A 12,572-nucleotide genomic window follows, 5' to 3' on the forward strand; every position below is an offset into this window, starting at 1 on the left:
AGAAATTAGATAGTATGATACTAAAAAAGGAATTGATAAAATAAAAAATCTGCTTTCATATGTATTGCTGAAAGTAGATTTTTGTAGAAACTGTATCTTTGTTTTGATTTAGAGTAGTTTAAAACTCCGCAGAATTTATTCGGGCATATTCGTAGGTGTAACAATCGTAACATTCATCTTTTAAGTATAATTTATCATCCTTAATTTCAAAAGATTGCAGTTTAGGAATATCGTTTGCTATTAGATTATTCTGAACCGCTATCATTTTTTTGATACCGCCAAAAATGGATTTTTTTGTTTGATAAGAAAAAGCCTGAGTATTAGTTAAAGTTCCATTGTTATACGTTTTTAGGATATTATCACCAAACTCGATTGTAATTTGCTGTTCAGGTTTTGGCGAAGACATGGCATTAATTCCACCGGAAATATTCCTTAGGCTCCATTTTCCTTTCAACTGAGTTTGAGATGAATTGTTTTTATCATCATTATTGCAAGAACAAAGTAAGACAATTGCGATTAAGAAAAATAATTTTTTCATAGTTATAGATTTTTACATTGGTTTAGTAAAAAGATGTAGAAAGCTTTAAAAGGTTGCGTATTGTCTTTTTAATTTCTTAAAAGTTTATGTTTTATTAATATTGGAGAGTAAAAATTCAGATAAAATAAAGTGTGTAAATCCAGACTAATTATTGCATTGCAAAAATAATTACATCGCTAAATTTTTCTATTTCTTCGATGACAAACAAGCTGTCATTAAAATAATCCATATCAAAATCGTCATCGCCCCAAATCTCAAATCTTTTACGGCAAGTTTCTAATGTTGCTTTATCAAAAGTATTTTCATTCCAATCCAGTTGCTGTTCTTCTGCAATCTCGAGAGCTTCTTCATTTACATATTCTTCTTCAGAAAATGCAATGTACAATTGATATTGATCATCAAATAGAATATTGATTTGGTTGTCTTCTAATACAATTTCCGGTTTGTTTGTTATTATTGGTCTGTCGTAAAAAGTTTTCAGATTGTTTTTTAAAACAGTCAAACTGGCATCTGAAGTTGGTGCGATAAATGCTAAATAAGAGTAGAAAGTATTAGCCATTATTTTTTAAAGATTTTTTTCGATTATTAAAGGTTTGGATTCTTTTGTGTAATAAGAAAATATCTCGTTAACTTCATTTTCGTTCAATAGATTAAATTCTCTTTGAGCTCGTACTTTGTTCTCATCCATCATAGAACGTGTCAAAATCAATTTGAAAACTTCTGATTTCTTTTCTACATTAATTTCCGGGTTTTTAGAAATGAATGTTTCATAAGCATGCATCATATTTTCCCAAACTCTAATTTCGCTATCGGGATTTTGATCTCTTTTAAAATTGGTAATTGTATCTTCTAATGATATTGGATAAATGTCTGAAAAAGCAGCTTGTATTTTTGTTATTCTTTTGATTTGTTCCTCACTTAAGTCATCATGGACGATTGGTCCCGGAATTATTTTGTTAGGATCTAATGTTTGAAATTGTTGGTTTTTTTGAGCTTTTTTATAAGAAAGAAAAATAGAAACTAATATAAGCAGTAAACCCGCAAGAAGAATTATGGTATTTATTTTCATTTTTTGGTTGGTTAATTAATAAGTCGATTCATATGTTTTTGAAAATTAGCTATTTTAATTACTACTTTCCAACAACTCGAATAAAATATAACCCCCATGTTCTGATGGTCCTCTTTCTTTTTCGACAAAGCCTTTTTGTCTATAAAATGCAACGGCTTTTGTATTTTGCTCTAAACATTTTAAGGTAATTGGCAAAAGTGTTTCCTGAATTGCAGCATTTAATAATAAGGTTCCAACTCCTTTACCCTGATAATTTTGATCGACGTAAAAGTGATGAATAAATTTATTAGGCATCCAGATTGAAATAAACCCAACAGGAATTTCCTCGTGAATAGCAACCAAAACCAATTCTCCTTTTATATGCTTTTCAAAATCATCTAATTTAAATTCTGAAGGATCAAGCCAAGAAAAAGTATGCTGTCTTTCTTTTAAAAACAGTTTTCTTAAAACACTAAAATCGGTATTTTTAATTTCTCGTATTATCATAATAGTTTTTTATCTCACTTAACTATTGTTCTACTAGATTTCTATTTCGGCTCTAAAGACAACTACAGCGTCGCCTTTTATCTGAATCAATTTTGGTTTGTTTTCTTCGATTACGACTTTAACTTTTATTACACCAAGTCGATCTATTTTTTCACCCTGCTTTCCGTTAAATTCAAATACATTATTTTTAAAATCAATAATATTGTTTTGTACCAAATAACCTCCAAGTGGTCCGTTTGCATTTCCGGTTACAGGATCTTCATTTATGCCAATTGCGGGCGCAAACATTCTGCCATAAGTCAAAATATTAGGATCATTTGAATCTAAAGTAAAAACAAAATACCCATTGCAATTTATTTCTTTGCTTAGTTGGGCTAAATCATTATAACTGGGAGATAAAGTGTTGAGTTTCTCGCGACTTTTTATACCCACCATTACTTTAGAATGTCCTGTAGAGGCAATTTGAATGGGGCATCTTTCATCAAGATCTGATTTTTGTAATCCTAATGCCGTTATCATTTTTTGGGTTATAGCTGCATCAAAAATATCGCCGAGTTCAAAATTTCCCTGAGTCATTAAAATTTGGTAATCTCCATTTTCTTTGATAACCTCAAACGGAAGAATACCAATTTTTGTTTTAAACCTTAAAATGCAGGAATCCAGTTTTTCTTCGATTGCTTTTGCATACATTGCCGCAATTGTAGCGTGTCCGCAAATAGGCACCTCGGTATTTGGGGTAAAATAACGAATTACGCCATCGCAATCGTCGCTGTCTGCTTCGAATAGAAATGCAGTTTCTGAGTTGTTTAATTCTCTTGCAATCTGTTGCATTTCGTAATCATTTAGTCCGTCGGCGTTTACAACAACTCCAGCGGGGTTTCCTTTGAATTTTTCTTTTGTGAAAGAATCAATTTGATATGTTAATAGTTTTTTCATTATTGTTTTTTGCAATGTTTTTTTATTCTAGTTTAATCTGTGCTTGCTGTTGTTTGTTTAGCTTTTTTATCCAGTAAATAATATAAAATCCGCCTATTGTTCCGGGAACAAACCAACCATAAAAACTAGAAAAAAAATTGTTTACCACAACAAAAGCTGTTGTTGCCGAAATATAGCCGCCAATCATTTTTCCGAGATGTAATTTTAGCCAGACCTTATTTAGTTGATCAGTATTTTTATAAAGTATTAAATCTCTGGTAGAGAAAATTAATCCCACGATTCCCAAAACAGTTAAAACAATGTTTAGTTTTTGATGAACAATGGGATTATACAAAATCATTAAAATCGCGGTAAATATCATAACTAACGAAATTATTTTGTCTGTTTTAAGACTGATGTTTTTATTTTTGAATCGTAAAGCTCTATAGCCTGTTACGATAAAATAGGAACTGAAAATCCCGATAGCGAATAAAAACGGACTTTCGTGTTGGGGCACTGAAGCTATAATTAAAGCGGTCAAAGCTGATAAAAGCATGCAATAGTAAAAAAGCTTTCCTGATTTTTTATGTGTCTTTTTTCCCTTTTTAACGATCAATGAAATAAAACCCGAAAGTAACGCAACACCGCCAAATAAGGCGTGAGAATAAATCAAGATTTGGATTATTTGTTCTTTATTCATTTATAAATTTTATGCCTAAAAATGGCATGTAAGTACTGTTTATTTGCTTACCAGTAGTTTTGTTTCGAGTATGATAGGAAAATTCCAGTATCCTCTTTTTATTTTAATTTCGGCAAAGTTGTACATACTGATTTCTTTAAAGTCGTAGTTGTGTATGTTGATTTCCTTTTTTGTGCCTTCAATCTGAACTAAAATACTGTTAGGCGATCTTTTATGACTTTCATGTTTTTCGAGAATAGGAGAAACGACAACATATTCTGTGTTAGTTGACAGATATTCGTTGGCAAGAAAAAAAGTAGCGCATGAAATTGTACCATAAACGAGAAGAATTAAAGCAAAATAATTTCCTGATTTAAAATTTTTCCCTTCGTAGTTTTTCTGATATTTATAAAACAAAAGTCCAAATAAAACACCGGCAATTAAGTAGATATAAAGTAAAAACTCAAATTTTACAATTACAAAGTTATGATAATGCCTGATGACATATATAAAACTGGCGAGACACAGTATAATTGAAATTACTTTTACAATAAATGCAACGGTGTCTTTTTTTGAGTTTTTTTCGGGGATGCTTTTTTTATTTCTTCGGCTCATAAATAATAGAATGCTTTTTGACTTTATGATGAGGTATAAATTTATTATTTTAATCGTATTAAAATTCCTTTTCTCTTGATTAAATTTTTATAATCCCATTGTATTTTCTCTGCTTTTTTGAGCCAGCGTTCGAGATCGTCTTTGTTGATTTGGTCAGCGGCAGTATAACGCGATTCTGCGGCTTTAAAAGAACCTTCGTTGACTAGTTTTTCTTCATCAAAGGATTGACCACTCCAGAAAAGTAAACGTACGGAATTTTTTAGTTTGCTGTAACCTGCAATTGGGTTTCCGTCAAGAAACCAAACGGGATGAGCATGCCAGATTTTATTTTCGGCATTGGGCAGGTTTTGAGTGATTATTGTGGCTAACTGATCACAGATTTCCTTATCTGTTGGAGTTTGTGAATTATTATATTCTTGTATATCTGCATTCATAATAATTCACTTCTTGGGTTGGTAACTAGTTGATTGTATTTGTTTTGATGTTTAATTTTAAACTAAGCTAAAATAATCTTTTTATGGCAATAATTGATCCGCCGCGGCGGAAACGCCCAAATAAAAATCCGACTTACTTTTATAAATCCGATTTTGGAATTATTTTCTGGTGAGATCTGTAATCAGCAAAGGATTGTTTTCTTTGAGTTTGTTGACCAGTTGCTCGGCAGTTTCGGGATTGTCTTTTAAATGCTCGTATTCGGCAGAGGTGATTCCTACGATTTGTAGGAACGAAAGTTCGCCATGAGGGGTTTGTTTTTTTTCAATTTCGGGATCGGCTACAATCAATAAAGCAGTGATATTGGTATGGGTGTCCAGTCGAATTGGTCCGTTTGCCGGCATATAATGAAATTCTTCGAACCAGTTGCCGCTGTCGAACACATATCTGGCAATGTTTTGAAGCATCACGATGGCCCAGCTTGGGTTTCCGTTGTCTGGTTCAAAAGGTTTTAGTCGAAAGGTAAGTTCGAATCCCCATTTGCTAAATTCATCCTCGAGTTTTTCTTCGTTATAATATAATTCTGAGAATCCGTAGGTTACAAAATGGAGGTGATCTGTTTGCTTTTTGCTTTCGTAAACGCTTATTCCGTCAAGCGGATCTTCGCCGCCCAGTATATAAGGTATTGGCGGGACATAATGTTTGGGTTCCTGATTGGGGTAAAGACGATCAAACTCCTGATCTATAGATAGCCAGCCAACAGCATCGTCTTCTGAAAATTGTTTTTTGTATTCGTCTAATGTCATGTTTTCTGGTTTAAATATGAGACTCTATCGATATCTTTTGTAGAAAGAAATATTGGCTGGTCTAATTTAAAAAGAAAATTTAGGATTTTATATTTCGTAATGCAGATTTTTTTTGTTTTTTATAAGGCTAATTGCCCGAAATGCGTATTAAAAGTGGTAGTAATATGATGCACAAAATCTCTGGTATATTCTCCTGTTGGATCTAAGTCAGGATCGAGAATGGTGATTTCGAGTCCGCTTAATTTTTCGTTTTGAAACAAATAGGAGGTAAGCTCATTAAAGTCTTCATAAGTAAGGCCATCCGGAGTTCTGCTGTCTACGCAGGGCATTATAGTATCGTTTAAAACATCGACATCGATATGCAGCCAGAAACCATCGAGATTTTTGTCTTTGACTTCTTTTAGAAAGGTTTGAATGGAATTTGAGATGCCTTCTTTACGCAATTCCTGAAGACTCAGGTAAGTTGCAGAAGAATTCCTGATTTCATTTTCGTACTCGTCATCGTATTCGCGATTGCCTACGCACCAAAGATTTTCTTGTTTTATATAAGGCGATAAGTTAAGAATATCGGTGAGTTTTTTATGTCCGTTTCCGGTTACTATTGAGGCCGCCATGCCGCCGACTCCGCCGGTTTCAGACAAGGAAGTATCCATAAAATCAGTATGACCATCGAGATAAAATAAGCCGTAATTGCCTTTTTGTTTTAATGCAATTGCTGATCCTACTAATATACTGCAATCGCCGCCCAGGATGAAGGGAAATTTATTTTGCGAAAGTAAATTATTGATTAAATAAGCTTGTTCGCGCGCATAATCGACCAATGCGTTTGCATTAAGAATATTAGTTTCGATTTCTCTAACGTTTGTATATGGTGGCGGATCGAGCCTTAGAATATCTCTGTGAGTAATGGCTTTATGCAAATTGTATTTCCAGAACCAGTTAGGCAGATTTTTCACGCCTGGTTCTTTTCCGGGTTGAGGTTCTTTTAAACCTAAATTTGATGGAAATTCAACAATGCATACTTCTTTCATGGCTTTATTATTTAGGGATAAAGTTATTAAAATATGCTCTGGATTTGAAATAAAAAATCCGATCTGTTTTTACAAATCGGATTTAATAATGTTATTTCAAAATTGGGATTATATGTTCCCATTTGAGTTGTTCTGCAAAATCTAGAGCAGTTTTATTGTTATGCGTTTTGGCATTTAGATCTGCTCCGGAATCTATTAGTACTTTTACCGTTGTACTGTTTCCTGCAATTGCTTCGCGGTGTAAAAAAGTATATCCTAGTTCGTCCTGAGCGGTAAGTTCGTTTGGGTTTGTTTTTATAAATTCAAGAAGACTTTCCTGCATGTTTTGACTCATGGGATGTTCTGTCAGGTTTTCTGGTTTTTCTTTTTGTTCGTAAGCAATCAGAATATCATTGTAATCCCCAAAATTTAATCCCCAGGCCGCATCGTGTTCTTCTCTTTCGGTTTCGTTCATTTCTGATCGCATGGCTTGTATCGTAAAACCTCCGTACGTTTTTTCCTGAGTGACAAATAACCAGTCGCTTATTTGATTGGCCGGAATCTCTACATATTCGCCATTGCTAACATTTGTTAACTCATTAGGATCGTTGACTAAGATGCCTTTTATTTTTTCGCCATCAAAATTAATCTCATTGATCCACATATGTTCTACAACAGTATCATTATTTATTTCCTGGGTAAAAGCTAGTTTTACACAAGCAACATCAAGTGCCGGAACGATTCGGCGATATTCCCATGATAATTCTCTCCAGAAATACTTAAAAGTTTCCTGAGCTTTTTTGAATGCGTCAATCATTTTTGGACTTTCTCCGTCTGCAAAAAATATTGGTGTATTTTCCATTACTGCTATTTTAGAATAATTATTTCTTATTAGGTAAATATAATTTTTTTGTGAGAAAGGAAAAAAGGTACTGGTTGATTTTATGAATGTTTTATGGAGTTCAGGTTTTTTTATTAGGGTAAAAACAAAAAAATCCGACTTGTAACAACAAATCGGATTTTACAAAAACTTATATTTAATTCTATTCCAGTTTTTTTACTATTTGTGTAACAGCATTTTCTAAACCTTTATAAAAATCTCCTTTTTTAAATTCGGGTATTGCAAAATTGTTTATGATATTTTTAGTTTCTTCTTCAGTTAGTTTATTAAGTCCCTTATTGCTACTTTGAATCTGAATTTGTCGCAGTTCTTTGCTCAATACAATTAATATTGCGGGATTTAATTTCAAATTATCTGATAAATATTTTTGTAAATGATATGCATATTCCGGAACACTCGCATACGGTTTTACAGAAGAAATGGTGACAACAATAATTTTATGACCTGATTTTTTTTCAGATGATTTTAAAGTTGTGTTTAAAGTCGTGATTTGATTTGAAGTTAATATTTTTTCGAAATCGTTTAGGTGACTATATGATTTTGAAAAAGTATTTTCGGTTGTTAAGTTTTGAGGAATTCCTTTTCCCGATTGGCCAAAAAAGGTGCTGGGCAAAAGAATAAAAATTGACACTAAAAGTAATATTTTTTTCATCTGAAGATAAATTTGGGTGGTGCAAAAATATCACTTTATTATCATAAATCCGCTTTTGTTTTATATCGAAAGGTTACTATTTTACTTGTTTTTTTAAGATAATATAAAGTGATAATTATGAGTCAAAAACGTGACAATTAAGGCATGAAAAAAAACAACTTACTTTCTTAAATCGGATTTTTTAAATTGAAAATTATATGTAGCCGTAGATGTGCAGCGGTGTGTCTTTAAAGTATTGGCGGATATTCTATTCCTTCTTCTTTGATAAGTTCGTATCCATATTTCATTATCACTTCAATTACCGGAATCGCTTTTTTTCCCTTTACGGTAATATTGTATTCGACCTTTGGCGGTACTGTAGGATAAGCAGTTCTGGTAATTAAACCTTTGTTCTCCAGTTCCTTTAATTGGCTGGTTAGCATTTTGTCTGTAATATGAGGAATATCTTTTTTTAGTTCGCTAAATCGTAAAACACTGTTTTGTAGTCTCCACAATATGGGCATTTTCCATGTGCCTCCAATATGTGCCAGTGCAAATTCTATTGGAGTATAATAAAGTTTTCTGTCGTGAAAAAAATCAGGCATTTTTATAAATGGTTAAAAATCAATTAACTTTCAAAAAGGTAAGTGTATTACATAATTGTAAGTAATGGATAAGTTGATTATTACTGATGCAAATTTGCAAAAAATAAACTTATGAAACGTATACATTATCTACTGGCTTTGGGAACATTTGGAATTGGAACAACGGAATTTGGAGTAATTGGAATTTTGCCTCAAATAGCTTCTGCTTTTGCTATCACGATCGAAAAAGCAGGACAGCTTTTAAGCTTATTTGCCTTAATAGTGGCTATATCCGGTCCTTTTATAATGCTTTTGATATCGTCATTGAATAAAAAAATATTAATGCTATTTGTATTGGCCATTTTTGGTCTTTCAAATATTATTGCTGTGTTTGCTACTAGTTTTAATATGCTTTTGACTGCCAGATTATTACCGGCTTTTTTACATCCTGTTTTTTGGTCTATAGCGCTTTCGACTGCCGCGAATAATTTGCCCAGCGAACAATCTTCAAAAGGAGTCGCTATTGTTTTTGGCGGATTTACGGTGTCTAGTGTCATCGGCATTCCATTAGCAACTTTAATGGCTTCATTGTTTAATTGGCAATCATCTTTTGTGTTGTGTGCCATTATTAATATAATATCTTTTCTGGGCATATTGTTCTTTTTGCCTTCAATAAAAACTCCGGAAAAGCAAACTATATCATCGCAAACCAAAATTTTGAAAAAGCCTGCTCTATGGATAAGTTTTATTTTGTCATTTTTGATAATTGCGGCCATGTTTTCTACTTATAGTTTTATGGCGGTTTTTTTTAATAAGGTTACTAAAATGAATGGAGTACAAATCAGTTGGATGCTTTTAATCTTTGGTTTAACTGGGGTTGCAGGTAATTGGCTCGCAGGTTTTATGTTAAGTAAAAGTATTTTAAATACTGCTTTTGTTTTTATTATTGCTTTAGCAGTTATTCATTTGCTTTTGTATTTCTATGGTCTGTATTATATACCTATGTTAGTATTAATATCAATTTGGGGCTTTGTACATACGGCAGGTTTCTTAATCGGAAATATTAATCTTACTTCATCAGCTTCAGAATCTCCCGAATTTGTAAACAGTATTTTTACGACTTGTGGTAATGCAGCAGTAAGTTGCGGAACAATACTGGGCGGATATTTTATCTCTTGTTTTTCTGTTCAAAATGTCATTTGGTCTAGTGTTAGCTTACTTGTATTAGCATTACTGGTGTGGATTATGAAAAGGTTTGGCAATTTTGAATAGATAAAAAAAATCCGACTTGCTTTCGCAAATCGGATTTTTTAAATTGAAAATAATATGTAACTCGCATCAATGCATCGGCATCAACACAATATTTTCTACAAGTGAATTACTTCGCCGTAAGCATCAGCTACAGCTTCCATAACAGCCTCGCTCATTGTTGGGTGAGGGTGAATAGACTTAAGGATTTCATGACCTGTAGTTTCTAGTTTACGGGCAACAACTGCCTCAGCAATCATATCTGTAACACCAGCACCAATCATGTGGCATCCTAACCATTCTCCGTATTTAGCATCAAAGATTACTTTTACAAATCCGTCAGCGGCACCGGCAGCTTTTGCTTTTCCTGAAGCTGAGAATGGGAATTTACCAATTTTTAATTCGTATCCTTTTTCTTTAGCTTGTTTCTCCGTTAAACCTACAGAAGCAATTTCTGGAGTTGCGTAAGTACAACCAGGAACGTTTCCGTAATCGATTGGGTCTACGTGTAAACCTGCAATTTTCTCCACACAGTTAATTCCTTCAGCAGATGCTACGTGAGCCAAAGCTTGTCCTGGAGTAACATCTCCAATTGCGTAGTAACCAGGAATATTAGTTGCGTTGTAAGCGTTTACTAAGATTTTATCTCTGTCAACAGCGATTCCAACTTCTTCTAAACCTATGTTTTCGATGTTTGTTTTAATTCCAACTGCAGAAAGTACGATGTCAGCTTCAAGAATTTCTTCTCCTTTTGCTGTTTTTACAGTTGCTTTTACACCAGTTCCGCTAGTGTCAATTTTCTCAACAGAAGAGTTGGTCATAATTTTTACTCCTGCTTTTTTCATAGAACGCTCCATTTGCTTAGAGATATCCTCGTCTTCAACAGGAACGATATTTGGCATAAATTCTACAATAGTAACTTCCGTTCCCATTGAGTTGTAGAAATGAGCAAACTCAACTCCAATAGCTCCAGAACCTACAATGATCATAGATTTTGGTTGTGTTGGTAATGTCATTGCTTGTCTGTAACCAATTACTTTTACACCATCTTGTGGTAAGTTTGGTAACTCACGAGAGCGAGCTCCGGTTGCGATGATAATGTGATCAGCGCTATATTCAGTAACTTTATTGTCTTTATCAGTAACGTCAAGTTTTTTACCTGGTTTTAGTTTTCCAAAACCTTCAATAACGTCAATTTTGTTTTTTTTCATCAGGAACTGAACGCCTTTGCTCATTCCGTCAGCAACGCTACGGCTACGTTGTACTACTGCAGGAAAATCTTTATCGAATTCAGAAACTTTTAATCCGTAGTCAGAAGCGTGTTTTAAGTAGTCAAAAACCTGAGCTGATTTTAGTAATGCTTTTGTTGGGATACATCCCCAGTTCAAACATACACCACCAAGGTTTTCTTTTTCAACTACAGCTACTTTAAAGCCTAATTGCGAAGCTCTAATAGCTGTTACATATCCACCAGGACCACTTCCTAAAACAATAACGTCGTATTTCATCTTTTTGGTTTTTAGTATTTATTATCGAAAATGAAGTTTAATTCCGAAACTCATTTTTCGATTTATTCTTTTGTTATTTGTGATTGCGAATTTAAGGATTTATTTTAAAAAACACCTGAAATTTTATTTTTACCCGTACTGATTTTGATCTTTTCACAGAAACTTAAGTAATTGTTAATTGTAAATTGTGAATTATGAATTGAAAAATCAGATTTAGAAACGAAATCTCAAATTAAATTGTTTGTCAGAGTAAACGAAGTTGAAGCCCTTTGTATCAATAAGCTCTTCGATTTCGCAAACGATAAGCTTGATAAAAATAATAGCCACAGATTACAAGGATTAAAATGATTAAAAAAATCAGTGTTAATCTGGGTAATCTGTGGCTAAATAAATTTATTGTTTATTCATCTCAGCTTAAATCTAAAGGCTGCAATCTAAAATCTAAAATTTAAACTTTTACGTGTCCCCAGTTTTCACCGCTGGCAATACGTCGTATTTGCATTTCGCTTACGCCAAATTGTTTGGCGATCATTTTTAGACGGGTTTTTTGTTCAGGGCGCGCCAGGATTTTTTTGATTAACATTACTTTGGTAGTTGTTAATTTTCTTCCGTCGGCTTTTAGGTTGTGTTCAATCAGATTCTTTTTGGCCTGAATTACACGGGGACTTTTGCGGCTGTGTGCCATCATTTCGGCTTTTGTAGCCCAACGTAAATTGTTTACATCATCGTTACTTCTGTTATAATCCAGATGCAATACATAAGTCTGTTCTTCTGATGTTTTTGGGATAAAATACTGGGCAACTAATTTGTATAAAAAAAGGTATTTATTAACGATTTTGTCGTCTTTTTTAACCTTAAATCTAAAAGTTGGGTAACCATCACTTAAACCGCCTTTTAAAAGACGTCCGTTTTGTATTTCGTCAGAAAAGCTTATTAAGCGGCCTTTATTTGAAATGGCATATCTAAGTTGTAATGAGGCGTTTATTTCTATTTCTTTGAACTGTTCGTTTGGATAAAATCTGTTTTGTGGCATTTTCGTTTTCATTTGAATTTTGTCTCTCAAAGATAAATAATTCAAAAAAAAGGAATGCTATCCCTTTGACTGTGAAGCATCAGTTTTATGATTCCTATAACGCTAATTTAACTTTTT

The 12,572-nt window shown here is 33.2% G+C and carries 16 protein-coding genes; 1 reads left to right on the top strand and 15 read right to left on the bottom strand.

Going from position 1 to position 12,572, the window contains the following annotated elements:
* Positions 1–118: 118 nt before the first annotated feature.
* The 13 genes from GIY83_RS02380 to GIY83_RS02440 all read right to left on the bottom strand — a co-directional run bounded on the left by GIY83_RS02380 (position 119) and on the right by GIY83_RS02440 (position 8,687).
* A complete protein-coding gene (locus GIY83_RS02380; protein ID WP_208684494.1) occupies positions 119–538 on the bottom strand; it encodes a hypothetical protein in 420 nt (139 codons plus the stop codon).
* Between the two features lie 148 nt (positions 539–686).
* The gene (locus GIY83_RS02385; RefSeq protein ID WP_208684496.1) at positions 687–1,097 is read right to left on the bottom strand and encodes a hypothetical protein; all 411 of its coding nucleotides are present in this window, start codon (positions 1,095–1,097) and stop codon (positions 687–689) included.
* Between the two features lie 6 nt (positions 1,098–1,103).
* Entirely contained in the window at positions 1,104–1,607 is a 504-nt protein-coding gene (locus GIY83_RS02390; protein WP_194615831.1) for a hypothetical protein, read from the bottom strand.
* A 54-nt stretch (positions 1,608–1,661) separates the two neighbouring features.
* A complete protein-coding gene (locus tag GIY83_RS02395) occupies positions 1,662–2,093 on the bottom strand; it encodes a GNAT family N-acetyltransferase (protein ID WP_194615832.1) in 432 nt (143 codons plus the stop codon).
* Between the two features lie 33 nt (positions 2,094–2,126).
* The gene (locus tag GIY83_RS02400) at positions 2,127–3,029 is read right to left on the bottom strand and encodes a PhzF family isomerase (RefSeq protein ID WP_229029190.1); all 903 of its coding nucleotides are present in this window, start codon (positions 3,027–3,029) and stop codon (positions 2,127–2,129) included.
* 22 nt (positions 3,030–3,051) lie between these two features.
* Positions 3,052–3,708 (bottom strand): DUF2306 domain-containing protein, encoded by a 657-nt coding sequence (locus tag GIY83_RS02405; RefSeq protein WP_208684498.1) that lies wholly within the window; start codon positions 3,706–3,708, stop codon positions 3,052–3,054.
* Between the two features lie 39 nt (positions 3,709–3,747).
* Positions 3,748–4,302 (bottom strand): hypothetical protein, encoded by a 555-nt coding sequence (locus tag GIY83_RS02410; protein WP_208684500.1) that lies wholly within the window; start codon positions 4,300–4,302, stop codon positions 3,748–3,750.
* Between the two features lie 44 nt (positions 4,303–4,346).
* Entirely contained in the window at positions 4,347–4,736 is a 390-nt protein-coding gene (locus GIY83_RS02415) for a DUF1801 domain-containing protein (protein WP_208684502.1), read from the bottom strand.
* A 159-nt stretch (positions 4,737–4,895) separates the two neighbouring features.
* Entirely contained in the window at positions 4,896–5,540 is a 645-nt protein-coding gene (locus tag GIY83_RS02420) for a suppressor of fused domain protein (protein WP_208684504.1), read from the bottom strand.
* A gap of 119 nt (positions 5,541–5,659) precedes the next feature.
* Positions 5,660–6,571: an arginase family protein gene (locus GIY83_RS02425; RefSeq protein WP_194615837.1), complete on the bottom strand. Its 912-nt coding sequence runs from the start codon at positions 6,569–6,571 to the stop codon at positions 5,660–5,662.
* A gap of 91 nt (positions 6,572–6,662) precedes the next feature.
* The gene (locus GIY83_RS02430; RefSeq protein ID WP_208684506.1) at positions 6,663–7,412 is read right to left on the bottom strand and encodes a DUF2314 domain-containing protein; all 750 of its coding nucleotides are present in this window, start codon (positions 7,410–7,412) and stop codon (positions 6,663–6,665) included.
* A gap of 181 nt (positions 7,413–7,593) precedes the next feature.
* Positions 7,594–8,103: a YgcG family protein gene (locus GIY83_RS02435; protein ID WP_208684508.1), complete on the bottom strand. Its 510-nt coding sequence runs from the start codon at positions 8,101–8,103 to the stop codon at positions 7,594–7,596.
* A gap of 227 nt (positions 8,104–8,330) precedes the next feature.
* Positions 8,331–8,687, bottom strand: coding sequence for a helix-turn-helix domain-containing protein (locus GIY83_RS02440; protein ID WP_208684509.1), 357 nt, complete (start codon positions 8,685–8,687; stop codon positions 8,331–8,333).
* Between the two features lie 111 nt (positions 8,688–8,798).
* On the opposite strand from GIY83_RS02440, the gene GIY83_RS02445 reads away from it, so the two are divergent.
* Positions 8,799–9,938: an MFS transporter gene (locus GIY83_RS02445; protein ID WP_194615841.1), complete on the top strand. Its 1,140-nt coding sequence runs from the start codon at positions 8,799–8,801 to the stop codon at positions 9,936–9,938.
* A gap of 95 nt (positions 9,939–10,033) precedes the next feature.
* Here GIY83_RS02445 and lpdA read toward each other — a convergent pair whose 3' ends face one another.
* A complete protein-coding gene (gene lpdA, locus GIY83_RS02450) occupies positions 10,034–11,422 on the bottom strand; it encodes a dihydrolipoyl dehydrogenase (protein WP_194615842.1) in 1,389 nt (462 codons plus the stop codon).
* A gap of 448 nt (positions 11,423–11,870) precedes the next feature.
* Positions 11,871–12,467, bottom strand: coding sequence for an NUMOD4 domain-containing protein (locus GIY83_RS02455; protein ID WP_228520395.1), 597 nt, complete (start codon positions 12,465–12,467; stop codon positions 11,871–11,873).
* Positions 12,468–12,572: the final 105 nt, after the last annotated feature.

The sequence above is a fragment of the Flavobacterium sp. SLB02 genome (assembly GCF_009664855.1).
GTDB lineage: Bacteria > Bacteroidota > Bacteroidia > Flavobacteriales > Flavobacteriaceae > Flavobacterium.

Bases quoted from the DNA above. Each gene is read 5' to 3' on its own strand.
- GIY83_RS02380 (WP_208684494.1), bottom strand. From the start codon at position 538: ATGAAAAAATTATTTTTCTTAATCGCAATTGTCTTACTTTGTTCTTGC.
- GIY83_RS02385 (WP_208684496.1), bottom strand. From the start codon at position 1,097: ATGGCTAATACTTTCTACTCTTATTTAGCATTTATCGCACCAACTTCA.
- GIY83_RS02390 (WP_194615831.1), bottom strand. From the start codon at position 1,607: ATGAAAATAAATACCATAATTCTTCTTGCGGGTTTACTGCTTATATTA.
- GIY83_RS02395 (WP_194615832.1), bottom strand. From the start codon at position 2,093: ATGATAATACGAGAAATTAAAAATACCGATTTTAGTGTTTTAAGAAAA.
- GIY83_RS02400 (WP_229029190.1), bottom strand. From the start codon at position 3,029: ATGAAAAAACTATTAACATATCAAATTGATTCTTTCACAAAAGAAAAA.
- GIY83_RS02405 (WP_208684498.1), bottom strand. From the start codon at position 3,708: ATGAATAAAGAACAAATAATCCAAATCTTGATTTATTCTCACGCCTTA.
- GIY83_RS02410 (WP_208684500.1), bottom strand. From the start codon at position 4,302: ATGAGCCGAAGAAATAAAAAAAGCATCCCCGAAAAAAACTCAAAAAAA.
- GIY83_RS02415 (WP_208684502.1), bottom strand. From the start codon at position 4,736: ATGAATGCAGATATACAAGAATATAATAATTCACAAACTCCAACAGAT.
- GIY83_RS02420 (WP_208684504.1), bottom strand. From the start codon at position 5,540: ATGACATTAGACGAATACAAAAAACAATTTTCAGAAGACGATGCTGTT.
- GIY83_RS02425 (WP_194615837.1), bottom strand. From the start codon at position 6,571: ATGAAAGAAGTATGCATTGTTGAATTTCCATCAAATTTAGGTTTAAAA.
- GIY83_RS02430 (WP_208684506.1), bottom strand. From the start codon at position 7,412: ATGGAAAATACACCAATATTTTTTGCAGACGGAGAAAGTCCAAAAATG.
- GIY83_RS02435 (WP_208684508.1), bottom strand. From the start codon at position 8,103: ATGAAAAAAATATTACTTTTAGTGTCAATTTTTATTCTTTTGCCCAGC.
- GIY83_RS02440 (WP_208684509.1), bottom strand. From the start codon at position 8,687: ATGCCTGATTTTTTTCACGACAGAAAACTTTATTATACTCCAATAGAA.
- GIY83_RS02445 (WP_194615841.1), top strand. From the start codon at position 8,799: ATGAAACGTATACATTATCTACTGGCTTTGGGAACATTTGGAATTGGA.
- lpdA (WP_194615842.1), bottom strand. From the start codon at position 11,422: ATGAAATACGACGTTATTGTTTTAGGAAGTGGTCCTGGTGGATATGTA.
- GIY83_RS02455 (WP_228520395.1), bottom strand. From the start codon at position 12,467: ATGAAAACGAAAATGCCACAAAACAGATTTTATCCAAACGAACAGTTC.